Annotated in this window: 22 protein-coding genes; 17 read left to right on the top strand and 5 right to left on the bottom strand. The window is 38.1% G+C overall.

Annotated elements, in window-relative coordinates; genetic code table 11:
- Positions 1-83 precede the first annotated feature (83 nt).
- The gene (locus tag V3Z67_RS09740; RefSeq protein WP_330443118.1) at positions 84-1,187 is read right to left on the bottom strand and encodes a Glu/Leu/Phe/Val dehydrogenase dimerization domain-containing protein; all 1,104 of its coding nucleotides are present in this window, start codon (positions 1,185-1,187) and stop codon (positions 84-86) included.
- Between the two features lie 195 nt (positions 1,188-1,382).
- On the opposite strand from V3Z67_RS09740, the gene V3Z67_RS09735 reads away from it, so the two are divergent.
- Entirely contained in the window at positions 1,383-3,140 is a 1,758-nt protein-coding gene (locus tag V3Z67_RS09735) for an ABC transporter ATP-binding protein (RefSeq protein ID WP_330443117.1), read from the top strand.
- Between the two features lie 72 nt (positions 3,141-3,212).
- Positions 3,213-3,584, top strand: coding sequence for a PUR family DNA/RNA-binding protein (locus V3Z67_RS09730; RefSeq protein WP_330443116.1), 372 nt, complete (start codon positions 3,213-3,215; stop codon positions 3,582-3,584).
- A gap of 35 nt (positions 3,585-3,619) precedes the next feature.
- On the opposite strand, the gene V3Z67_RS09725 is transcribed toward V3Z67_RS09730, so the two are convergent.
- Positions 3,620-3,952 (bottom strand): tRNA-binding protein, encoded by a 333-nt coding sequence (locus V3Z67_RS09725; protein ID WP_330443115.1) that lies wholly within the window; start codon positions 3,950-3,952, stop codon positions 3,620-3,622.
- A 66-nt stretch (positions 3,953-4,018) separates the two neighbouring features.
- Here V3Z67_RS09725 and V3Z67_RS09720 point away from each other — a divergent pair, with 66 nt between their 5' ends.
- Complete coding sequence (locus V3Z67_RS09720) at positions 4,019-4,573, top strand: thioredoxin family protein (RefSeq protein WP_330443114.1); 555 nt, start codon at positions 4,019-4,021, stop codon at positions 4,571-4,573.
- A gap of 82 nt (positions 4,574-4,655) precedes the next feature.
- On the opposite strand, the gene V3Z67_RS09715 is transcribed toward V3Z67_RS09720, so the two are convergent.
- Together V3Z67_RS09715 and V3Z67_RS09710 are read right to left on the bottom strand one after the other, a co-directional pair.
- Complete coding sequence (locus V3Z67_RS09715; RefSeq protein WP_330443113.1) at positions 4,656-5,198, bottom strand: hypothetical protein; 543 nt, start codon at positions 5,196-5,198, stop codon at positions 4,656-4,658.
- A 111-nt stretch (positions 5,199-5,309) separates the two neighbouring features.
- Positions 5,310-6,242 (bottom strand): peptidylprolyl isomerase, encoded by a 933-nt coding sequence (locus V3Z67_RS09710; protein WP_330443112.1) that lies wholly within the window; start codon positions 6,240-6,242, stop codon positions 5,310-5,312.
- A gap of 107 nt (positions 6,243-6,349) precedes the next feature.
- Here V3Z67_RS09710 and V3Z67_RS09705 point away from each other — a divergent pair, with 107 nt between their 5' ends.
- The 13 genes from V3Z67_RS09705 (at position 6,350) to V3Z67_RS09645 (ending at position 20,932) form a co-directional block, all read left to right on the top strand.
- Positions 6,350-7,150, top strand: a complete 801-nt coding sequence (locus V3Z67_RS09705) for a class I SAM-dependent methyltransferase (protein ID WP_330443111.1) — start codon at positions 6,350-6,352, stop codon at positions 7,148-7,150.
- Between the two features lie 45 nt (positions 7,151-7,195).
- Positions 7,196-7,648: a DUF1569 domain-containing protein gene (locus V3Z67_RS09700; RefSeq protein WP_330443110.1), complete on the top strand. Its 453-nt coding sequence runs from the start codon at positions 7,196-7,198 to the stop codon at positions 7,646-7,648.
- A 115-nt stretch (positions 7,649-7,763) separates the two neighbouring features.
- Positions 7,764-8,438 carry a tRNA (guanosine(37)-N1)-methyltransferase TrmD gene (trmD, locus tag V3Z67_RS09695; protein ID WP_035132002.1) on the top strand — a complete coding sequence of 225 codons (675 nt, stop codon included), beginning with the start codon at positions 7,764-7,766 and terminating at the stop codon, positions 8,436-8,438.
- A 151-nt stretch (positions 8,439-8,589) separates the two neighbouring features.
- Complete coding sequence (rplS, locus tag V3Z67_RS09690; RefSeq protein WP_035131999.1) at positions 8,590-8,940, top strand: 50S ribosomal protein L19; 351 nt, start codon at positions 8,590-8,592, stop codon at positions 8,938-8,940.
- Positions 8,941-9,131: 191 nt separating this feature from the next.
- Positions 9,132-10,511, top strand: coding sequence for a cytochrome ubiquinol oxidase subunit I (locus V3Z67_RS09685; RefSeq protein WP_330443109.1), 1,380 nt, complete (start codon positions 9,132-9,134; stop codon positions 10,509-10,511).
- Between the two features lies 1 nt (position 10,512).
- Positions 10,513-11,550 (top strand): cytochrome d ubiquinol oxidase subunit II, encoded by a 1,038-nt coding sequence (gene cydB, locus V3Z67_RS09680; RefSeq protein ID WP_330443108.1) that lies wholly within the window; start codon positions 10,513-10,515, stop codon positions 11,548-11,550.
- Between the two features lie 225 nt (positions 11,551-11,775).
- On the top strand, positions 11,776-14,001 hold the full coding sequence (locus V3Z67_RS09675; RefSeq protein ID WP_330443107.1) for an NADP-dependent isocitrate dehydrogenase: 2,226 nt from the start codon (positions 11,776-11,778) through the stop codon (positions 13,999-14,001).
- A 160-nt stretch (positions 14,002-14,161) separates the two neighbouring features.
- Positions 14,162-15,226, top strand: a complete 1,065-nt coding sequence (locus tag V3Z67_RS09670) for a sensor histidine kinase (RefSeq protein WP_330443106.1) — start codon at positions 14,162-14,164, stop codon at positions 15,224-15,226.
- A complete protein-coding gene (locus V3Z67_RS09665) occupies positions 15,223-15,975 on the top strand; it encodes a LytR/AlgR family response regulator transcription factor (protein ID WP_330443105.1) in 753 nt (250 codons plus the stop codon). Before V3Z67_RS09670 ends, V3Z67_RS09665 begins: the two co-directional genes overlap by 4 nt.
- 182 nt (positions 15,976-16,157) lie before the next feature.
- Positions 16,158-18,536: a TonB-dependent receptor gene (locus tag V3Z67_RS09660; RefSeq protein ID WP_330443104.1), complete on the top strand. Its 2,379-nt coding sequence runs from the start codon at positions 16,158-16,160 to the stop codon at positions 18,534-18,536.
- 10 nt (positions 18,537-18,546) lie between these two features.
- Positions 18,547-19,371: a DUF4249 domain-containing protein gene (locus tag V3Z67_RS09655; protein WP_330443103.1), complete on the top strand. Its 825-nt coding sequence runs from the start codon at positions 18,547-18,549 to the stop codon at positions 19,369-19,371.
- A gap of 75 nt (positions 19,372-19,446) precedes the next feature.
- Positions 19,447-20,238, top strand: a complete 792-nt coding sequence (locus V3Z67_RS09650; RefSeq protein ID WP_330443102.1) for a DUF4249 domain-containing protein — start codon at positions 19,447-19,449, stop codon at positions 20,236-20,238.
- Between the two features lie 31 nt (positions 20,239-20,269).
- Positions 20,270-20,932 carry a thiamine diphosphokinase gene (locus V3Z67_RS09645; protein WP_330443101.1) on the top strand — a complete coding sequence of 221 codons (663 nt, stop codon included), beginning with the start codon at positions 20,270-20,272 and terminating at the stop codon, positions 20,930-20,932.
- Here V3Z67_RS09645 and V3Z67_RS09640 read toward each other — a convergent pair.
- Positions 20,929-22,443: a hypothetical protein gene (locus tag V3Z67_RS09640; RefSeq protein WP_330443100.1), complete on the bottom strand. Its 1,515-nt coding sequence runs from the start codon at positions 22,441-22,443 to the stop codon at positions 20,929-20,931. The genes V3Z67_RS09645 and V3Z67_RS09640 overlap by 4 nt on opposite strands.
- 158 nt (positions 22,444-22,601) lie before the next feature.
- On the opposite strand from V3Z67_RS09640, the gene uvrB reads away from it, so the two are divergent.
- Positions 22,602-24,590 carry an excinuclease ABC subunit UvrB gene (gene uvrB / locus V3Z67_RS09635; RefSeq protein ID WP_330443099.1) on the top strand — a complete coding sequence of 663 codons (1,989 nt, stop codon included), beginning with the start codon at positions 22,602-22,604 and terminating at the stop codon, positions 24,588-24,590.
- Positions 24,591-24,592 lie beyond the last annotated feature (2 nt).

The following is a 24,592-nucleotide window of genomic DNA, read 5'->3' as shown; positions in this document are numbered from 1 at the left end:
GTAAGAACATTTAAAAATTAGCGAAGCGAAAGAGGTCTTCTTTCGCTTCGCAAAAATAGTAATATTATTTTAAGGCTATATAATTATTTAGCCATTTCTTTTTTTCTGTCGTCAATACGTTTTTGAGCGATAGACATTGCAGCCTGATGAGTAGTAACACCATTAGCTTCAGCAAAGTGGAAAATCTCTAATGTAGTATTATAAATATTTTCAGTTCTCTTCATAGCCTCAGCTTTATCATATCCGGCAATCTCTGCATATACATTGATTATACCTCCGGCATTGATAAGGAAATCTGGAGCATAAAGAATACCTTTATCCTGAAGCATTTTTCCGTGAACATTCTCTACAGCAAGCTGGTTGTTTGCAGCTCCTGCAATTACTTTAGCTTTAAGCTTTTCAATAGTTTCATCGTTAACAGTAGCACCAAGTGCACAAGGAGCATAAATATCTACATCTGCGCTGTAAATATCATCACCCATAAAGATTTTAGCACCATATTTAGCACCAACTTCTTCCATTCTTGCCTCATTGATATCAGATATCTGTACAAGAGCACCTTCTTTAGTAAGGTAATCAATAAGTGTTTCACCTACGTGACCTGTACCCTGTACTAATACTTTTTTACCTGCAAGGTTTTCTGAACCAAACTGATGCTTAGCAGCAGCTTTCATACCCATATAAACTCCGTAAGCAGTTACAGGCGACGGGTTACCCGATCCACCTCTTTCTTCAGAGATACCTGTTACGTGAGGAGTCACATCACGAATAAGGTCCATATCAGGAGTTGTAGTTCCCACATCTTCTGCTGTGATATATTTACCGCTTAGAGAATTAACAAACTGCCCGAATCTTGTAATCATTTCAGGAGTTTTATCAAGTCTTGAATCACCAATAATAACAGCTTTACCACCACCAAGGTTTAGTCCGGAAATGGCCGACTTATACGTCATACCACGAGACAACCTCAATACGTCATTTAAAGCCTCCCATTCGTTCGCATACTTCCACATTCTCGTTCCACCAAGCGCAGGCCCTAAAACTGTATTATGAATACCAATTATTGCTTTTAAACCAGTATCTTTGTCATGACAAAAAACGATTTGTTCATGGTCATTAAAAGAAGCTTGTCCAAAAACCGGATCAACTTTTACAAGTTCGTTAGCATTAACAACTTCTGTTATCATGATATTATTTTTTAAATTGAAATTTATTCAAAAACTGGTTACAAAAATACACTTAAATTTAAGATGTAGCAAAATAAAACCTTTTTTTTAATTTTTCGATAATTAAAATAGTTTATTTTTGATAATGCCTTTTACCGACCAAAACACAAGTTTTAACAATTTTACCTAAAAATATTCTGAGTTAAAAACAGAAAAATGAAAGAACTTCAACATTTAAACAAATACTTTATAAAATATAAATTTCAATTTCTTTTAGGAATTTTAATTACCATTTTAAGCAACATATTCTCCCTGTTTACACCACAATACACAGGAGCCATTATAACTGCCGTTGAGAACTATACAGGAGGCAAAATAGGTATGGATGGGGTTAAGCATGAAATATTACAAAGCGTACTTATTATTATAGGAGCAACTCTTGTAGCCGGTATACTTACCTTTTTTATGAGGCAAACCATTATTGTAATGTCACGCCACATAGAGTTTGACCTTAAAAACGAAATTTTTGAACACTACGAAAAGTTATCTCAAAGCTTTTATAAAAAGAACCGAACCGGTGATTTAATGAACCGTATTAGTGAGGACGTAAACAAAGTACGCTCTTACGTTGGGCCGGCAATTATGTATAGCCTTAACACCATTATACGCTTTATCATTATTATTACCCACATGTCAATCCTGTCGCCAGAGCTAACACTATACACTCTAATACCATTACCTATATTATCGTATAGTATATTTAAAATTAGTGTAGAGATTAACAAACGAAGTACACGCTATCAGGAAAACCTTTCTAAACTGGCAAGTTTCACTCAGGAAATGTTTTCGGGCGTTAGGGTAATAAAAGCCTACGCTCTGGAAAAACAAAAGCAGGACGATTTTACCCAACTATCACGCGATAGCAAAGCAAAAAACATGAGCCTGGCCAAAGTTAGCGCAATGTTTGGACCATTTATGATACTACTTATAGGACTTAGTAACCTTATAGTTATATACGTAGGCGGTAAATTATACATAGATGGCACCATTAAAAGCATAGGTATGATAGTAGAATTTATACTATATATAAATATGTTAACCTGGCCGGTAGCCTCACTAGGCTGGATATCCAGCATGGTACAGGAAGCCGAAGCTTCTCAAAAAAGGATTAACGAATTCCTTAAAACCGAGCCCGATATTCAAAATAACAACCCAGAACAATCGGTTATTGAAGGTAACATTGCCTTTAATAATGTAACCTTCACTTATGAAGACACTAATATAACAGCACTTAAAAATGTGTCGTTCAACATTAATAAAGGAGAAACGCTCGCTATATTAGGCAAAACAGGATCGGGAAAATCTACCATACTTTCACTTATAAGCCGACTGTATGATATAGAACAGGGAACAGTAACGATTGACAATACCAATATAAAAGAGTTAAATCTTTACGACCTGCGCAATAGCATAGGTTTTGTTCCACAGGATGCTTTCCTGTTTTCTGACACCATAAAAAACAACATTAAATTTGGTGACGAAGATGCTACAGATGAAGAAGTTATTGCCGTTGCCAAAAAAGCCGTGGTGCACGACAATATCGCCGCTTTTAACAAAGCTTACGAAACCATATTAGGAGAAAGAGGTATAACACTTTCGGGCGGACAAAAACAACGTGTATCTATAGCCAGAGCAATGATTAAAAACGCCCCAGTATTATTGCTGGACGACTCACTTTCGGCAGTAGATACTGAAACTGAGGAAGCTATACTTAACAACCTTATGGAGTTTTGCAGAGACAAAACCACCATCATTGTGAGCCACAGGGTATCATCTGCCAAAAATGCCGACAGGATAATTATACTGGAAGACGGTGAAATTATACAACAGGGCACCCACAATGAACTTGTAAATCAGGCTGGTTATTACAAGGAGCTTTACCTTAAACAACTATCCGAAAAAGAAATAAATTAATTTGTTGGATTTTTAAGATTTTTTTTAGATTTTTGGTAGCTACATAAACCAATTAAAAAACTACGAAGGATTATGAGAGATAATGACATGCTTGAAAAGGAAGAGATTTTTTCTAAAGTTTTAAGAGCGGGAAGAAGGACTTATTTTTTTGACGTAAGAGCTACTAAAGCCGAAGATTACTACATTACAATCACTGAGAGCAAAAAATTTACTGAAGAGGATGGCTCTTTCCACTTTAAAAAACACAAAATTTATCTTTATAAAGAAGATTTTGCAGCCTTCAGAAGCATTCTGGACGAAATGACAGAATATGTTCTTGATAGCAAAGGAGAAGAAGTAATCTCTGAAAGACATCAAAAAGACTTCAAGAAAATGTTTGCAGAAAAAACTCCTGAACCTGTAGGAACAGAAAGTTTTACAGATGTAAACTTCGAAGACATTTAATAAAAAAACTGCCTCTAGGCAGTTTTTTTTTGTTTTTATCCTATACGCAATCCATTTTCTACTTTAAAATCGGGTGCCAGTAATACAATATCATTATCAGCTCCCATTACGCCAAGCACCAGGCATTCGCTCATAAATTTTCCTATTTGCTTTTTGGGAAAGTTTACCACCGCTACAATCTGTCTTCCGGTTAGCTGCTCTTTTGTATAACGTTTTGTGATTTGTGCCGATGATTTTCGCACACCTATCGTTTCTCCAAAATCAATAACCAGCTGATAGGCCGGTTTTCTGGCTTCAGGAAAATCGTTCACTTCTGTAATAGTACCCACACGCATTTCTGTTTTTTCAAATTCTTCCCAAGTTAACATAGCTTTTGTATTTATTTTATTTTAAAATTTATCGTAATTTGCTAAAGTAATTTATTTCTTTCAAAAATGGCAAACACACCGTCAAACATGTTACCGCTAGGCACCATAGCCCCTGATTTTTCATTAAAGGCAACCAACTTTGATGAAAGCTTCTCCTTTAGTGATATTAAAGGAGAAAAAGGTACACTGGTATTATTTATATGCAACCACTGCCCTTTTGTATTGCATGTTATTGATGAAATTGTTATGATTGCTAACGATTATAGGGTGCAGGGAATAGGCATGGTAGCCATAAGCAGTAACGACCCGGTAAAGTATCCGCAGGATGCTCCCGACCAAATGACAGAATTTGCCTTTAAAAACGATATTGATTTTCCTTATCTGTTCGATGAAACACAGGAAGTAGCTAAAGCTTATGACGCAGCCTGCACACCTGACTTTTACCTTTTTGATTCCCGAAACCGACTGGTATACCGTGGTCAGCTTGACGACTCACGCCCCGGCAATAATATCCCCGTAAGCGGTAGTGACCTGCGTAATGCTATTGATGGTGTTTTATACAACCGCAATATACCCGAACCTCAAAAACCAAGTATAGGCTGTAATATTAAGTGGAGGTAATTAATACTTCAATTATCTAATTTTTTAATGTAACAATTCTGAGCTTATTAATTGCTGCATTAAAAACTGGTAAATTAGATAATTACTGTTTTTCCAGTACTATTTCAAGAGGCTTGTTCATTTTACGACCAAACTTCATAGCCGCATCCCTACTTTCGTTAGAGCAAAGCACATACATATTGTAAGCATAAAGCTGAATAATAACCGGTTTGTAAGTACCTGTAGTATCTTCAACCTTTACACTAAAATTATCTGCCTTAAAAGTATTAGCTACAGATAGCAGGTAATTATCTTTAGCAAAAGGAAAAAACCAACGCTCTTTAGTAGCCGTAGCGCCCTCTACTAACCTCTTGTTGTTATCGTCTATCTTGTAGTTAAGTGAGAACTCAAGTGGCTTATTAGCATTACTCCAGCTGTACATGTTATTTACATTAATAAGATCTCTGCCTAAACTATCTACCACCGTAACCTTTAAGTTTTTTATGTTATCTTCATTTCCCTGCTCGTGCACATGCAACACTAAGTAAGATGTGAAATCATACCCACAGTGCATACTTGAGCCCGGTATTTGTGCTTTTGCAGAAATCCCAAATAATATAACAAACAGTAATAATAGCTTTTTCATAATCATATTAATGTGTTTTACAAAAGTAATCCATATATGTATGACTTTCAAAAAGTATTCCAAATAAAAAGGCTGCCCTACAGGCAGCCTTAAATATAATGTGAGATGTTATTATTTTACATCCATTAACTCAACATCAAAAACAAGTGTTGCATCTGGCGGGATAACGCCACCTGCACCACGTGAACCGTAACCTAAGTGAGAAGGAATAACAAAACGAGCTTTATCTCCTACCTGTAGTAAAGCAATACCTTCGTCCCAACCTGAAATTACCTGTCCTACACCCAGAGCGAAAGAAATTGGGTCTTTTCTTTTGTAAGAAGAGTCAAATACCTGACCGTTATCAAGAGCACCTGTATAGTGTACTGAAACAGTTTTACCTTTCTCAGCTTTTTTACCGTTACCTTTCTGAATTATTTTATAACGTAGTCCGCTTTCAGTTTTATCAAACCCGGCAGCAAGTTTCTCCATTTCTGCCTCAGCTTTTTGTTTAGCCTCTTCAATACGTTTTTCACGCGCACCTTCAAAAGTTCTGAAAGCCTCAATAGCATTCCAGTTTTTAGCCTCATCACCTTCACGGATAATTTCAATGCTTTCAATTTCGTCACCCTGAGCAACAGCATCTACCACATCCTGACCTTCAACCACGTGACCGAAAACAGTATGCTTACCGTCTAACCACGGAGTCTCAACATGAGTAATAAAGAACTGAGAACCGTTTGTACCAGGACCTGCATTTGCCATAGAAAGTACACCGGGACCACTGTGTGTAAGTTCCGGATGGAACTCATCATCAAACTGATAACCGGGACCACCAACACCTGTACCTACCGGGCATCCTCCCTGAATCATGAAATCAGGAATAACCCTGTGAAATTTAAGTCCGTTATAATATGGTTTACCTTGTGGTTTAGCATCGTTTTCAAGATTACCTTCAGCAAGACCTACAAAGTTACCTACCGTTCCCGGAGTCTTGTCATGCGTAAGTTTCACTAAAATAGAACCTTTTGGTGTATTGAATTTAGCGTAAATTCCGTTTTCCATCTGTCTTTTTGTTTTTATTATGAAGTGCAAATTTACAAATTAATTACTACTAAACCTGACTCGTAATTATAAGAAAAAGGTAAATTTGAACAACCAATCTTTTTATTATGGAAGCAAAAGACAACTATATCAATATAAATAAAGAAGCCTGGAATCAAAAAACCACATTTCATGTAGAATCATCTTTTTATGATATGCCATCGTTTTTAAGCGGGAAATCAACCCTAAACAATATAGAGCTTGAGCTTTTGGGCGATGTTACAGGCAAAAAAATACTACACCTGCAATGTCATTTCGGTCAGGATACTATTTCCCTTAGCCGTATGGGAGCTAAAGCAATAGGAGTCGATTTTTCAGATGCCGCCATAGCCAAAGCACATGAACTGGCAGAAACCACAAATACAAACACTCGGTTTATATACTGTGACATATATAGCCTGCCCGATAACCTTAACGAGCAGTTTGATATTGTATTTACAAGCTATGGTACTATAGGCTGGCTGCCCGATCTTGATAAATGGGCTAAAGTGATAAACCACTTCCTTAAACCGGGAGGCAGTTTTATTTTTGCCGAATTCCATCCTTTCGTATGGATGTTTGACAATGGATTCAACAAAATAGATTACAGCTACTTTAACGAAGAGGCTATTATTGAAAACGAAACAGGCACTTATGCCGATAAAGCCGCCAATATGGAAGTAAAAACCATATCATGGAACCATGATCTTAGCGAAGTATTTAGTAGCCTGATAAACAACAACCTCGAAATTAAGACTTTTAAAGAATACAATTACTCCCCATACGACTGTTTTAACGACATGGAAGAGTTTGAACCCAAACGCTACAGAATACCACACCTGCAAAATAAAATTCCTTTTGTTTACGCACTAAAAGCTGTGAAAAAGTAAAGCTATTTATTCTTAATTTTGAGGCTCATTAATCAAAAAAACAACATGAAAAGCATTTTTAACCCTACCGATAATAGTGAAATTATCGACAGAATAAATCAGCTTTCCCCTATTACACTTTCACAGTGGGGTAAAATGACCGTTAGCCAGATGCTGTTACACTGCCAGCAGATTATTAAAGTAGCACACGGTACACTAGAACTGAAACCAAATAAATTTCTTGTTTTCTTTTTCGGGAAATCGGCCAAGAAAAAACTAATGGAACCACAACCCTTCGGGAAAGGGATGCCCACGGCAAAAGAATTTAAAATTTCCCATGAACCTGATTTTGAAATTTCTAAAACAGAATTAATCGCACTGGTAGAGACTTTTTCAAAAGAAGGACACAATTGCATAAAAAATATGAAACACCCTTTCTTTGGTGAAATGACCATTGAGGAATGGGATACATTACAATATAAACATCTTGACCACCACCTTAAACAATTTGGTGTATAAATGTAAAAATAAGTCAGTGGCTTAATGTTGCAATTATTGTAGCTTCGGTAATTTCGTTTTACTTTTGCACCCTCATTGGTACATTAAACCACTGGTTCATTTAAAAATTAGCAAAATGCGCATCGACATTATCACTGTATTACCCGAACTTTTAAGGAGTCCGTTTGAAGCTTCAATACTAAAAAGAGCTATAGACAAAGGACTTGTAGAGGTACACCTGCACAACCTTAGGGATTACAGTACCAACAAACACAAAAATGTAGACGACTACCAGTTTGGCGGTGGTGCCGGTATGGTTATGATGATCGAACCTATAGATGCCTGCATTACTAAACTGAAAAGTGAAAGAGAATATGACGAGGTAATATACATGACTCCCGATGGTGAAACCCTTAATCAGGGAATGGCCAATCAGATGTCTATGCTTAAAAACATTATTATTCTTTGCGGACACTATAAAGGTGTAGACCAGCGTGTGCGTGATCATTTCATTACAAAAGAGATTTCTATTGGCGACTTTGTACTTTCGGGTGGTGAGCTTGCTGCTGCCGTGGTTGCTGATTCTATAATCAGACTTATACCGGGAGTATTAAGTAATGAAACATCGGCACTTACCGATAGTTTTCAGGACAACCTGCTTTCTCCTCCTATTTACACACGCCCTGCCGAATACAAGGGTTGGAAAGTACCCGATGTACTTTTAAGCGGGAATTTTTCTAAAATTGACCAATGGAGAGAAGATAAAGCACTGGAGCATACCAAAAACAGAAGACCCGATTTACTTGAATAGCAACAACTTACAGCCTTAAAATTTATATTTAATTTAAGGTCAAAATATTTCTGCATATTAAAAAAATATTTATATTTGCAGCCAATTTCGGACCAACCTCTGGCGATACCCGTGCATGTTGCTCTGATTCAAACGTTTAAATTAAAAAATCATGTCTGATTTAGTAAAATTCGTTCAGGACGAGTTCGTAACAAAAAAAGATTTCCCTGAGTTCAATTCAGGAGACACAATTACTGTGTACTACGAAATTAAAGAGGGTGAAAAAACAAGAACACAGTTCTTTAAAGGTGTTGTTATCCAAAAAAGAGGTGCTGGTATCACTCAAACTTTCACCATCCGTAAAATGTCTGGTTCAGTAGGTGTAGAGCGTATCTTCCCTGTTAACATGCCTGCATTACAAAAAATCGAAGTTAACCAAAGAGGTAAAGTTAGAAGAGCACGTATATTCTACTTTAGAGACCTTACTGGTAAAAAAGCAAAAATCAAAGAGAGAAGAAGATAATTTCTTTGAAAAGCTACATAATAGAATCCCTGTGTTTTACACGGGGATTTTTTTTGCTCAAATTTTAAACAATTATGCATGCATCACATCTTATTATTTAATATCTTTGAGGGAGCCGCAAGGTATTTCTGCAGGAGGCTAAAAACATGCATTGCGGCACAGTTTTTCACCCTTTTAAACCCTTTATTCTTATGGATGTCGAAATACTTTCCCGCATTCAGTTTGCCTTTACGGTAGCCTTTCACTACATCTATCCCCCTTTAAGTATTGGTCTAGGCCTTATAATGGTAATCATGGAAAGCCTGTACATTAAAACAGGTAATAAAGAATATGAGAGCCTTGCCCGATTTTGGACAAAAATATTTGCACTCACCTTTGGTATTGGTGTTGCCACCGGTATTGTTATGGAATTTGAGTTTGGCACTAACTGGGCTACCTATTCCCGCTATGTAGGCGACGTATTTGGAAGTGCACTCGCGGCCGAAGGTATATTTGCCTTTGCACTGGAAAGCGGCTTTTTAGGCATACTCCTTTTCGGTTGGAACCGTGTAAAGCCCTGGGTACACCTCACGGCAACGATAGGTGTGTTTTTAGGATCTATGTTCTCGGCAGTATGGATAGTGGTTGCCAACAGCTGGCAGCAAACCCCGGCGGGTTATCATATTGTAGGTGAAGGGCTCAACGCCCGTGCAGAAATAACCGACTTCTGGGCTATGGTATTTAATCCATCAAGCGTAGACAGGCTTATTCACACCTGGCAGGGAGCTTTTCTGGCAGGAGCCTTTTTAGTGCTTAGTGTACATGCTTACTATTTAAGGAAAGGGAAGTTTGTAGCCATTTCCAAAAAAGCTTTTAAAATAGCTCTTACCGTAGCTACTATATTTTCTTTATCCCAATTAATATCGGGACACAGTTCAGCCGAAGGCGTAGCACAAAACCAGCCGGCAAAACTCGCTGCACTGGAAGGGCACTTTGACACTTCTGCCCCTGCCGATATGTATGTTATGGGCTGGGTAAACAAAGAAGAACAAACCGTAAACGGAATCAAAATACCCGGAGGGCTATCGTTTCTGCTTAGTTATGACTTTGATACACCCGTTACAGGCCTTAATGCCTTCCCCGAAGAAGACAGGCCTTCACAACTCAATGCCATTTTCCAGTTTTACCATATTATGGTTGCTATAGGCAGTTTTTTAATACTGCTTACACTTTATGCCTGCTACCTGTGGTGGCGTGGCAGGTTGTTTGACAAACGATGGCTGTTGTGGATATTCTCCTTCTCGGTATTGCTGCCACAAATAGGGAATCAGGTAGGCTGGTTTGCTGCCGAAATGGGCAGGCAGCCTTGGGTAGTATATGGTCACTTGCGTACCAGTGATGCCTTATCACAAAGTGTAAGGGAGAATCAGGTACTATTTTCACTTATACTGTTTTTTCTGGTGTACTTTATACTATTCCTGCTATTTATCTATTTGCTCAATAAAAAGATAAAGCACGGGCCATATGACAGCAGCAGGGATAACGACAGGCCGATGCAGAAAGAAATTACAGAATTTATAACAGGAGGATAACATGGAAACATTTTTAGGAATAGATTATCCCACTTTGTGGTTTTTGGTTGTGGGCGGACTTTTTTCCGGCTACGCTATTTTAGACGGATTTGATTTTGGTGCCGGTGCCTGGCATCTGTTCTTTAAAAAAGAGGAAAGCAGGCGCATAGCCCTTAATGCCGTAGGGCCTGTTTGGGATGGTAACGAAGTATGGCTTGTTATTGGAGGTGGTGCTTTGTTTGCAGGTTTCCCTGTTATGTATGCTTCCATGTTCTCTGCCATGTATATCCCTTTTATACTTTTCCTGCTCTTTATTATTTTAAGGGCTGTTTCCATAGAATTCAGGAGTAAGGAAGAAATGCTTTGGTGGCGCAAAATGTGGGACATCAGCTATAGTGTTTCCAGTATTATGCTAGCCTTTTTACTGGGTGTGGTATTAGGCAATGTATTACAGGGAATCCCTCTTGGTGAAAACTTTGAGTATCAGGGTGGCCCTTTACTGGAATTCCTAAATCCTTATGCCATTATGGTAGGACTTACCACCCTAGCCCTTTTTATGACACACGGAGCCATATACCTGCTCATGAAAACCGAAGGGCGATTGTTTGCCAAGCTTACTATATTGGTAAAAAGAGGAATCATCTTTTTTGTGGTTATTTTTGGTATAACTACTATCTATACACTGATTTACATTCCTCACCTTTCAGACACCTTTAGGAAAGATCCTGTTATGTTTGCCGTACCGCTTGCCACATTCCTGTGTATTGCAAACGTACCAAGACTTGCAATGAAGCACAGGTATAAACTTGCCTTTTTATTCTCGGCACTCAGCATGAGCTTTATGCTTATGCTTGTAGCTATAGAGCTTTACCCTGTATTACTTATCTCTACGATAGACCCTCAATACAGCATAACGGTATATAATGCTGCTTCTTCAGAAAAATCATTAGGCATCATGCTGAACATTGTAGCTATTGGAGCACCGTTAGTATTAGCCTATACCGTTTTCGTATACAGCACATTTAAAGGCAAAGTAAAGATGGACGAAACCAGCTATTAAACAATAAATGTTTGGGATTCAATCATTTTTTTAAAGTTTACAAAAGGGGAATTAAGTTAGTTTTTGCTATATTTGCGAGCCTTGATATTAAAAGGAATACGACTTTCGTATGCAAATACACTCCTTTTAATGAACCGGCTTCACATAATATAGATTAACTCATTAATAATTAACCTTTCGGCTTCACGAGGTAAAGCCGTAGGGCGCTTTAAAAAACGTAAAAAAATGTCAAAAACATCTAGGATTATTTACACAATAACCGATGAGGCTCCAATGCTGGCCACCCACTCTTTCCTTCCTATCGTTCAGTCATTCGCTGCTCCGGCAGGAATTGAAGTTGAAACAAGAGACATTTCACTTGCGGGAAGAATTCTTGCTAATTTCCCTGAAAACCTTACTGCCGAACAAAAAATAGGTGACGCATTAAGCGAACTTGGAGAACTTGCTAAAACTCCTGAAGCTAACATTATAAAATTACCAAACATTTCTGCTTCTGTTCCTCAGCTTAAAGCTGCGATCAAAGAACTTAAAGCTCAGGGATATGACCTACCGGAATATCCGGAAGAGCCTAAAACAGATGCTGAAAAAGAAATAAAAGCACGTTATGCTAAAGTATTGGGTTCTGCAGTTAACCCTGTACTGCGTGAAGGTAACTCAGACCGTAGGGCTCCAAAAGCAGTTAAAAACTACGCTAAGGCTCATCCACACTCAATGGGAGCATGGAGCGGAGATTCTAAAACTAACGTTGCAAGCATGACAGAAGGTGATTTTTACGGAAGTGAGAAATCAGTTACCGTAAAAGATGCTACCGATGTAAGAATCGAATTTGTGGCTAACGACGGTACAGCTACAGTACTTAAGCCAAGTACTCCGCTTAAGGCAGGAGAAATAATTGACTCTTCTGCACTAAACCTTAACAAGCTTAAAACTTTCGTTTCTGAGCAGGTAGAGATTGCTAAACAACAGGGAGTATTATTCTCTGTTCACCTTAAAGCTACGATGATGAAGGTTTCAGATCCTATCATTTTCGGTGCTATCGTAGAGGTATTCTTTAAAGAAGTATTCACTAAATATGCTGCTCTATTTGAAGATCTGGGTGTAGATACAAGAAACGGTTTAGGTGATGTTTATGCTAAAATTGCCGGACACGCTCAGGAAGCTGAAGTTAAGGCTGCTATTGATGCAGTATATCAAAATGGTCCTGCCATCGCAATGGTAAACTCTGATCAGGGTATTACTAACCTTCACGTTCCTTCAGACGTAATCGTAGATGCTTCTATGCCGGCTATGATCCGTACTTCAGGACAAATGTGGAATGCAGCAGGTAAACAACAGGATACACTTGCTATTATACCGGACAGAAGTTACTCTGGTATATATACAGCTACTATTGAAGACTGTAAAGCTAACGGTGCATTTAATCCTTCAACTATGGGTAGCGTACCAAACGTTGGTCTTATGGCTCAAAAAGCAGAAGAGTATGGTTCTCACGATAAAACATTTCAGCTTTCTGCAAACGGTGTTGTTAAGGTTGTAGACAACAACAACAGTACCGTTTACATGGAACAGAATGTTGAGGCTGGTGACATTTTCAGAATGTGCCAAACTAAAGATGCTCCTATCCAAGACTGGGTTAAACTTGCTGTAAACCGTGCAAGACTATCTGAAACTCCTGCAGTATTCTGGTTAGACGAGAACAGAGCACACGATGTTCAGATTATCGAAAAAGTAAAAACGTACCTTAAAGACCACGATACTAACGGTCTTGAAATCCATATTATGAACCCTATCGAGGCTACTAAATTCTCTTTAGAGAGAATAAGAAAAGGTCTTGATACTATCTCTGTAACCGGTAACGTACTACGTGACTACCTTACTGACCTGTTCCCTATCCTTGAACTTGGAACATCAGCTAAGATGCTTTCAATCGTTCCGTTAATGAATGGTGGTGGTTTATTTGAAACAGGTGCAGGAGGTTCTGCCCCTAAACATGTTCAGCAGTTTGTTGAAGAAGGATACCTTCGTTGGGATTCACTTGGTGAGTTCTTAGCTCTTGGTGTTTCTTTTGAGCACTTAGGTCAAACTCAAAACAACGCTAAAGCTATCGTACTTTCTGAAGCTCTTGATATTGCTAACGAGAAATTCCTTGAAAATGACAAGTCTCCTGCTCGTAAAGTAGGACAAATTGACAACCGTGGTTCTCACTTCTATCTTGCTCTTTACTGGGCTCAGGCTCTTGCAGGTCAGGATAAGGATGCTGAACTTAAAGCTAAATTTACTCCAATTGCAGAAGAACTTACTGCTAACGAAGCTAAAATTAACGACGAGTTAATTGGCGCTCAGGGTAAAGCTCAGGAAATAGGAGGTTACTACCACCCTGATTTTGCTAAAACAGACAATGCAATGCGCCCAAGCCAAACGCTAAACACCATATTAGCTAAACTGGCTTAATACAAGCATTCAATATAGTTAAAAAGCTGTCCTAACGGGCAGCTTTTTTTATACACTTAAACCTGCTCATTCAACACTTCAGCTACTTTTTAAGTAGGTTCAGGAAAAATAAGTTTGTTATTTACCACAGCCACTCTATTTTTGACATAATAATGAAAAAATGAGCCCTAGTATACATAAATACCTAACTTATAAAATCATAGCCCGAATTATAGTACTTGTACTTTTCGGGCTTATTTTCAAGTCGTTTGATTTGTCATTTATAAAGGATAACCCTGATTATAATACACGCTCACTTGTATTTGTAACAATGTATGTTATAGTGGGTTTCCTGATATGGGAAGGTGCTGTTAGGATATCAAAATTTACAGAACGTAAATTAAGCCAATCCGGTAACCGTAAAAAACTAATTGTACTTTGCTCGGTATTTTTATTATATGGTGTTATAGCTGCATTTGCTTTTGGTTTTATCTATGCTGTAACTGATATTTTCTTTTTTAACCGTTATGAAGCCTGGGACAGTTTTACTTTACCAAGTTACGATCTCATCTTTGGAAGTTTTCTTTTCTATTTTCTGATACTCGCTTTTAACGGAATTATTTTTTATTACAAACAATGGCGGGAAAACCTCTTACATACAGAACGACTGATTAGGGAAAACACAGAAGCAAAATATGAAGCCCTAAGAAACCAGATTGACCCGCATTTCTTTTTTAATTCACTAAGTGTATTAACAAATCTTGTTTATAAAGACCCCGATATTGCTGCCGATTATATAACACAGCTTGCAAAAACTTACCGCTATATACTCGATAAGAAATTTGAAAACATGGTTACTTTAGAAACCGAATTAAATTTCCTTGAATCCTATCTGTTTCTTATCAATATAAGGCACCAGGACAGTATTAATATTAATATCAATGTTGATGACGATATCATTAAAAAATGCCTTATTGCTCCCGCTACGCTACAAATGTTATTTGAAAACGCTATAAAGCATACTCGATTCTCTTTGACATCTCCGCTTTTTATCTCTTTAAAAAGAGAAGATAACTGGCTAATTGTAAAAAACAACCTCTGTAAAAAACAAAGTACAGAAGCCTATTCAGGACTGGGACTGGAAAATATTAAAAAACGTTATGAGCTAATAGGAAACAACAGCATTATTATCTGTGAAAATAATGATTCGTTTATTGTAAAAATACCTGTAATACTGCCTTTATGAATATCGTAATTTTTGAAGATGAAAAACATAACGCCGAAAGGCTGGAACAATTACTGCTAAAAACAGGAAAAAATATTAATGTAGCAGCAGTTATACCCTCGGTTGCTGAGGGGTTAAAATGGCTGAGTAATGGTAGTACTGCTGATTTGATCTTAATGGATATTCAGTTATCTGACGGAAACTACTTTGAATTAATTGAAAAAACAAAACTTAATCTTCCTGTTATATTCACTACGGCTTACGATAATTTTACACTAAAAGCCTTTAAAGTTAATAGTATTGACTATTTAATGAAGCCTATAGATCTTAATGAATTAAAAGCCGCTATCAATAAATTTGAACAGCTCAGATCTCCTATGGCTATGGATATTAATAAAATTGCTAATGCCTTTTTTAAAAGAGATACTGCCAGGCTACTGGTTAAAATCAATAACCAGTTTATTTACATAAAATCTCAGGAAATAGCCTATATACAAGTAACTGAGAGTATACCGTATGTATACACTTTTAATAAACAAAAATTTCCGCTGGATTACACATTAGATTATTTGGTAAACATACTGGACCAACATAATTTTTTCAGGATCAACAGACAGTTTATGGTGAATATAGATGCTATTCAAAAAATAAGCGGTTATTTTAACAGCAGACTAATATTAAAACTCGAACCACAAACTAATGATAGTGTTATTGTTAGCAGGGAAAAAGTAGCTTCTTTTAAAAATTGGCTGGAAGGCAATGTAAGGTAACTAGTTTAAAAAAATGTAAAGCATGTAACAAAATACAATTTAAAACGTCTGTTAGACGTTATCAATCCAAATATTAAAGAATAATAAGGGGATTATACTTTTTGCCGAGAATAATTTACCTTTATCATAATTTAGTACTGGAATTTTGCTAAAAAGAAAACAACAACCAATCAATCAAAAAAATGAACATTATTACCCAAAGATGCCTCACGGCTATCTTACTATTGTTCGCAGCTGTAGGTTTTTCTCAGGAAAAATACACACTCAGCGGAACAATCTCAGACATGAGCAGCAGTGAAACCCTAATTGGAGCTACCGTTTACATTGTAGAAACCCAAACTGCTATCTCAACAAACGAATATGGTTTCTTTTCCATATCACTTCCGGAAGGTACTTACACCATTGAAATTAGTTATGTAAGCTTTTCAACCATTACCGAAACCGTAAACCTGAACCAAAACATCAGGAAAAACTACGAACTCTCATCATCAAGCCAGGAGCTTAGCGAAATTGTAATTTCAGACAATCAGCCTAGGGCTAACATCAAAAAGCCTGAAATGAGTGTTAACAAGCTCTCTGTACAGGAAATTAAAAAAATGCCTGTAGTTATGGGAGAGGTAGACGTTTTAAAGTCGATACTTACCCTGCCGGGGGTTACTAATGCCGGAGAGGGTTCATCGGGCTTTAACGTACGCGGTGGAGCTGCCGATCAAAACCTTATATTACTGGATGAGGCTACTATATTTAATTCGTCTCACCTTTTTGGCTTCTTTTCGGTATTCAATTCAGATGCCATAAAAGACCTTAAACTGTACAAAGGCGGAATCCCTGCACGCTATGGTGGCAGGTTATCATCGGTACTGGATATATACCAGAAAGAAGGTAACAAAAATGAATTCCATATGAACGGCGGTATAGGGGCTATTTCCAGCCGTTTACTGGCCGAAGGTCCGCTTGTAAAAGGTAAAGGTTCTTTCCTTATAGGTGGTAGAGCCTCTTATGCTCACCTTTTCCTTAAACTTACAGATAACGACAACTCGGCTTATTTTTACGATCTTAATACCAAGTTAAGCTATCAGCTTAATGAGAACAATAACCTGTACCTTTCGGGTTACTTTGGGCGTGATTTATTTGACATTAGCAACAGCTTTAATAATGTATACGGCAACACAGTACTTAACCTGAGGTGGAATCACCTGTTTAACGAAAAGCTGTTCTCTAACGCTTCGTTGATCTACAGTGATTACTACTATGGGCTTGAGCTTGGTTTTGTAGGCTTTACATGGGAATCGGGGATTAAGAACTATAATTTTAAATACGATTTCAAGAACTATATTTCAGATAAGTTTAAGCTAAACTATGGTGTTAATGCCGTTTACTACGACTTTAATCCTGGTACTATTAAACCTATTGACGAAACCTCAACGGTTAACCCCGATCAGTTAGACCGAAAATACGCTTTTGAACCTGCTGCTTACATTGAGGCAGAACACGAGCTTACCGATAATATTACCGTTAGTTACGGAGTACGTTACAGTATGTTCTACAGAATGGGACAACAGGAAGTAGCCCTTTATGCTAACGACCAGCCTGTAGTGTTTAACGACGAACTTAAAATATACGAGAAAGGCGAGATTACAGGTACAGAATACTACAGTAGCGGTAAAACCATTGCCGATTTTAGTAATCTGGAGCCAAGAGCAGGTGTTTCCTTTAAACTGGACGACAATCAGTCTATAAAAGCCAGCTACAACAGGATGGCACAATACCTTCACCTTATCTCTAATACGGCATCCCCTACTCCGCTGGATATATGGACGCCAAGTGGCAAGTATATCAAACCACAGTTGCTGGATCAGGTGGCGTTAGGATATTTCAGAAACTTTAAGAACAACGAGTATACTCTTGAAGCAGAAACCTTCTATAAAAAAGTAAAAAACAGGGTTGATTATATTGACGGAGCCGACCTTATTGCCAATAACAATATTGAGCAGGTTATACTTAACGGTAAAGCCCGTTCTTACGGACTTGAAGTTCTTTTCAGGAAAAATACAGGTAAGCTAACAGGATGGGTTTCTTATACTCTTTCCAGATCAGAACAGCAAACACCGGGCAGAACATCAAACGAAACAGGTATAAACAATGGTGGATGGTACCTTTCGGGCTATGACAAGTTGCATAATCTTTCGGTTACAGGGTCTTATGAATACAATAACAAATGGTCATTTGGAGCAATTTTCGCTTTACAGTCGGGCAAGCCTGTTACCTATCCAAACGGACAGTATGTATATGGTGATTTAGTAATTCCAAGCTACGGACTAAGAAACGAAAACAGGGTTCCGGCATACCATCACCTGGATGTATCGGCTACCTATACTCCAAAACCCGATAAGAAAAAAGGATGGCAGGGCGAATGGGTATTTAGTATCTACAACCTGTACAACAGGATGAATGCCGCTTCTATAAACTTTAGGCAAAATGAAGATACCGGAGCTAATGAGGCTGTAAGACTTTCTATTTTCGGTATAATTCCAAGTGTTACCTACAACTTTAAATTCTAAGACAATCACCATGAAAAATATAAAATTCCTACTATTATTATTTACCGCTTCACTCGCTTTTACAGGTTGTGAAGATGTAATTGATGTAGACCTTGATACAGCAGAACCGAGGCTGGTTATTGATGCCTCTATAGAATGGATAAAAGGTACTGACGGAAGTAGTCAAACCGTAAGGCTAACCACAACAACAGGATATTATGAACCTGAAATTCCTGTAGTATCGGGTGCTACGGTATTTGTTACCAACAATACAACGGGTACTGTATTTACTTTTAACGAAATACCAAATACCGGTAATTACGTATGTACTGATTTTATTCCTGTAATTAATGATGAATACTCCCTTACCGTAATTAATGACGGGGAAACTTATACGGCTACCGAAAAACTATTTGCCGTTCCTGAAATCTCTAATGTGATACAGGATGATGAAGGTGGTATTTTAGGCGATGAAATCGAAGTACGTTTCTTTTGGCAGGATAACGGTGCCGAAGTTAACTACTACATGGCTCGCTTTGATATAGATGTACTCCCTTACCCTGACTATGATGCACTGGATGATGAGTTTTTCCAGGGGAATGAAATGTTTGCTTTTATTAGCCATGAAGATCTTAAAGCAGGCGATGTTGTACACTTTAAGCTTGGCGGCACTTCCGAAAGGTTCTTTAATTACCTTATGCAGCTTACAAATATTGCCGAACCGGGAGGTGGTCCTTTCCAAACTCCGCCTACCTCAGTACGTGGTAATCTGGTAAACGAAACTAATATAGATAATTATGCTTTTGGCTATTTCCGTGTTACAGAAGTAGACATTATGGAGTATACCGTACAATAATTACTTTATTTTTGTGTTAGGTTGTAAGCGAATCTCCACAAAATGAGAAAAATATACTATTTATTACTCGTCTTCATGAGCCTTTTTATAACGGCTTGTGAAGACGTTGTTGATTTAGATATACCCACTTCTCCGCCCCGCCTTGTGGTCGATGCTTCAATAATTTGGATAAAAGGGTATACAGGGCAACATCAAACCATTCGCCTAACCACTACTACAGGTTTTTATGATACAATTATACCTACTGTAAAGGGTGCTAAGGTTTATGTAAAAACCAGTAATAATGATGTGTATAACTTCACAGAGTCAGACAACATACAAAGAACAGGACAGTATATATGTGATAACTTCCAGCCTGCCATAAACGAAACGTATACACTCTATATTGAACTCAACGGAGAAACCTATACCGCAACCGAAACTCTTATTAGTGTGCCGCAACTGGAGGAGGTAATACAAAGCGAGGAAGGATTTAACGACGGTGATACTACTTTAAGGGCTTACTTTCAGGATCCTCCCGATGAGGAAAATTACTACCTGCATAGTTTTATAAGGGCTAATAAAGGATCTAACGATGCTATTTTTGACGATGAATTCGTTAATGGGAATTACACTTACACAATTCGTTTGTATGATGATTTACAGCCAAATGAAGAAATGATAATTTACCTGTATGGCATTTCTCCGCGCTATTACAACTATATGAGTAAGTTACTGAGCCTTATTCCGCCCGATACCCCAAACCCTTTTCAAACACCTCCTATTAGCGTTAGGGGGAATATTGTAAACCAAACCAACCCTGATAATTATCCTTTGGGTTATTTTAGGCTTAGTGAAGCTTCTTTTATTGAGTATACAGTACAATAAAGTTTGTATTTTTGCTCTCTAAATCAAAATTATGTCATCCCACCACATTGTTAGAGACGATCAGGAACCTGCATTAATTATTGCAAACGGCGCAGCATGCAGTAAAGAGCTCATGGGGCAGTTACTGGAATGGTCTCCGCTTGTAATAGTACTCGATAACGCAATAGAGCGTGTAATGGAACTGGGCATTAAAGTAGATGTGTTACTTGGGGATTTTGACAATGGTTTTGATGCCGAAAAATATAAGGAACTGCAATACCCGCTGGAAATAGTGCATACCCCGAGTCAGGATAAAACCGACCTCGAAAAAGCACTGGACTATCTTATAGACAGGAAAATTCCTGCTGCTAATGTGATTTGGGCAACAGGTAAGCGTGCCGACCATACCATTACAAACATTACCAATATTGTACGCTACCGCGACCTTATAAAGGTCGTAATACTGGACGATCACTCTAAAGTGTTCCTGCTGCCTAAAAAATTTGAGAAATGGTATCCCGAAAACACTCCGTTATCACTAATCCCAATAGGAAAAGTAATTGGCATAAAAACACAAAATCTTAAATACGAACTCAACAACGAAGAGTTAACTCTTGGCTACCGTACAGGCAGTAGTAATGTAACCCTTAAAGATGGTATTGTACTTATAGAACACAAGGAAGGCGACCTCCTTATGATGGAGTGCTTTGATTAAGTATTAATCGTACCGGTTTCAATAGCCTTTTTCATATCTTCTTCAGTAGCTTGCTTTAATTCTAACGATACCGAAGTTTCTTTAGTTATAGTTACATCCTTACTTGCAAATTTTAATGTCCCGTCTTCCTGGGCACTTACTCCAAGTATAGTTACTTTTATACCTAAAGGCATTTTGATATATGCATTACCAGCAGAACCAAACATAAAACTACCGTTTTCATCAGGGTAACCGGCTAAACAAACTTTATCTTCTTTAATTACCATATAAGCGTAAACATCATTTTTACCTGTATTATTAATAGTTGTCCTTACCAAAACATCTGTTAGATTACCCTTACGATAAAAATAATCACAGTTAATCCAACCTAAACGGGTCACTTCAAAAATATAATCATTAGCAAAATCCATTGCTTTTGATTCATCAGTCAAATTTCTTTCTATCCTTTTATTTATTTCCTCCTGCTCTTTTCTTTTCTCCTCCTGTAGCTTCTTTTCCTTTTCATAAGCAACTAATTTTTTATTGTAATCTGCCAGGGCGATATCATACTCTTCGCCTTCAAGTACAGGATAAACCTCATACTCTTTTATTTCATCCCTGTTTTTTTCTGTTCCCTTAAAGGTCAATACATATATATCTTGTTTAGCAGACCGTTTTACTGATACATGTTTCCAGTCTTTTCCATCATCTTCTTTTGAGAAAACCGACTCATCTACCAGTTTCCACGATACATTACTAAAAGGCATAAACTCCGGTAAAAGTTCAGGATTATCAATATTTACTGCTATAACAATACCTCCGTCATTTTTATAAGGTTTTAAGGGCTTTGTATAAGGAGCCGGATATGCATCATCCTTATCCCCATCTTCAACATAATCTATTATAGCATCAAACATATTACCCTGAGTAGATTTTGCTGCTTTAGTAGGTTTTGCTGCTTTGTTTAGAGTTGGTTTTGCAACAGGCTTTTTAATAATATCCTTTGGTTCAACCCAGTTAATATTTCCGTCAGCATCTTCATTACCTGTAAAAATCTGCATTTCTGGAACAAAATTATCGGTAGGTACACTTACCCCTATTGATTTTGCTTCACCTATAAAAACATCAGTATCACCCTGTTTAGCATTAACATACAGCATCCCGCCCGAGCTTAATATTTCTCCGTTTGATGTCGTTGTAAGTCCTCCCGTCACTATATCAGAGATGCTTAAAGCCTCTTTCAGTTGTACAGTAATATTCCCGGTCACTGCGTTACCCTGAGCATCAACAAAAGTATTTTTAGGGATAGTAAGCTCGGTTCCCTTCTCCCCTTTTACAGTATTGTCTTTCCCTGCATCCAGTGTAAAGGTCTGCATGTTTAGGTTATCGGTCGTAAAAGCTTTTCTGTTTCCCGAATCGGCTATTAAATCAGGCTCTTCTGTGGTAACTTCATGTTTATCCTGCTGTTTTTCATCTTTACAGGAAAATAAAAGCAATAATGACAAAGCGAGTAATAAAGGCGTGTTTTTCATGGCTGACTATGTTTGTATATTAAACAGAAAAAACTGTCATTTTAGTATATCAAAAATAATGTTATACATTTAAAAATCAATATTGTTTAGTGTTTTAAAATACACAAAGGCAAACAATCATTTCACTATCTTTGTAAAAAGGAAGGAAAAAGAGAAAAATGAAATTCAAAGTAGTATCTGATTACAAACCTATGGGCGACCAGCCCGCAGCCATAAAACAGCTTAGTGAAGGCATAAATTCAGGAGAACGTTTCCAGACACTTTTAGGGGTTACCGGTTCGGGTAAAACATTTACCGTGGCAAACGTGGTAGAAAATGTACAACGCCCCACACTGGTACTGGCACACAACAAAACACTGGCAGCACAGCTGTATACAGAGTTCAAACAGTTTTTTCCCGATAATGCCGTAGAGTACTTTGTTTCTTACTACGACTACTATCAGCCCGAAGCTTACATTCCCGTAACGGGGACCTATATAGAAAAAGACCTCTCGATTAACGAAGAGCTCGAAAAAATGCGTTTAAGTACCACCTCATCCCTACTTTCGGGCAGGCGTGATGTACTGGTAGTAGCCTCGGTTTCCTGCCTGTATGGTATTGGTAACCCCGTGGAGTTCCAAAAAAACGTAATTTCAATAGAGCGCGATCAGGTTATATCGAGAACCAAATTATTACACAGGCTGGTACAGAGCCTTTACTCCCGTACCGAAGCCGAATTCCTGCCGGGAACCTTCCGTATTAAGGGAGATACCGTAGAGATTTTCCCTAGTTATGCAGATGATCCTTTCAGGGTACACTTTTTTGGTGATGAGATTGAAGAAATTGAAGCCTTTGATGCCAAAACTGCCCTTGTAATTGAAAAGTATGACCGACTGAATATTTACCCTGCCAATATGTTTGTTACATCGCCCGATGTACTGCAGGGAGCCATATGGGAAATTCAGCAGGATCTTGTAAAACAGGTAGATTACTTTAAGGAAATAGGCAAACACCTGGAGGCAAAACGACTGGAGGAACGCACTAACTTTGACCTTGAAATGATTCGTGAACTGGGTTACTGTTCCGGTATTGAGAACTACTCGCGCTACCTGGACCGCAGGCTACCCGGCACTAGGCCTTTCTGTTTATTAGATTACTTCCCCGATGATTTTTTAATGGTTATAGATGAGAGCCATGTAACCGTATCGCAGGTACATGCTATGTATGGCGGAGACCGCTCCCGTAAGGAAAACCTTGTGGAGTATGGTTTCAGGCTTCCGGCTGCAATGGATAACCGTCCGCTTAAGTTTGAAGAGTTTGAGGCGCTACAAAATCAGGTGGTGTATGTAAGTGCTACCCCAGCCGACTATGAGCTTCAAAAAAGTGACGGTATTTATGTAGAGCAGGTTATACGCCCTACAGGATTGCTGGACCCAATTATAGAAGTGCGCCCAAGCCTTAACCAGATAGACGACCTTATTGAGGAAATACAGCAACGCGTAGAGGCAGACGAACGTGTTTTGGTCACTACCCTTACCAAGCGTATGGCGGAAGAGTTAGCCAAATACCTTACCAAGGTAGCGATACGATGCCGTTACATACACTCGGAAGTAGATACACTGGAGCGTGTGGAAATCATGCAGGACCTGCGTAAAGGTCTGTTTGACGTACTTATTGGGGTTAACCTTTTAAGGGAAGGGCTTGACTTACCCGAAGTATCACTTGTTGCCATACTGGATGCCGATAAGGAAGGCTTTTTAAGAAGTACGCGTTCGCTGGTACAAACCGTAGGGCGTGCTGCCCGTAACGTAAACGGTAAGGCGATTATGTATGCCGATAAGATAACCGACAGTATGCAGCGTACTATTGATGAGACCAACTACCGCCGTGAAAAACAGATGAACTTTAATAAGGCAAATGGTATAGAACCTAAAGCCCTTAATAAGAAAATTGAGAACTCACTATCTAAGAGTCCGATATCGTCGTACAATTATGATAATTCGCCTAAAATGGCTGCCGAACCTGATACCACTTATATGGCTAAGGGCGAGATTGAAAAGATTATACGTGAAAAACGTAAGGCTATGGAAAAAGCCGCCAAAGATCTTGACTTTATGCAGGCTGCCAAACTAAGGGACGAAATTAAAGTGTTGCAGGAGAAGATATAAGG

The sequence above is a fragment of the Flavobacterium sp. C4GT6 genome, assembly GCF_036347315.1.
GTDB lineage: Bacteria > Bacteroidota > Bacteroidia > Flavobacteriales > Flavobacteriaceae > Flavobacterium.
The sequence above is the reverse complement of the archived record's forward strand: the minus strand, read 5'-3'. Positions and strand labels throughout refer to the sequence as shown.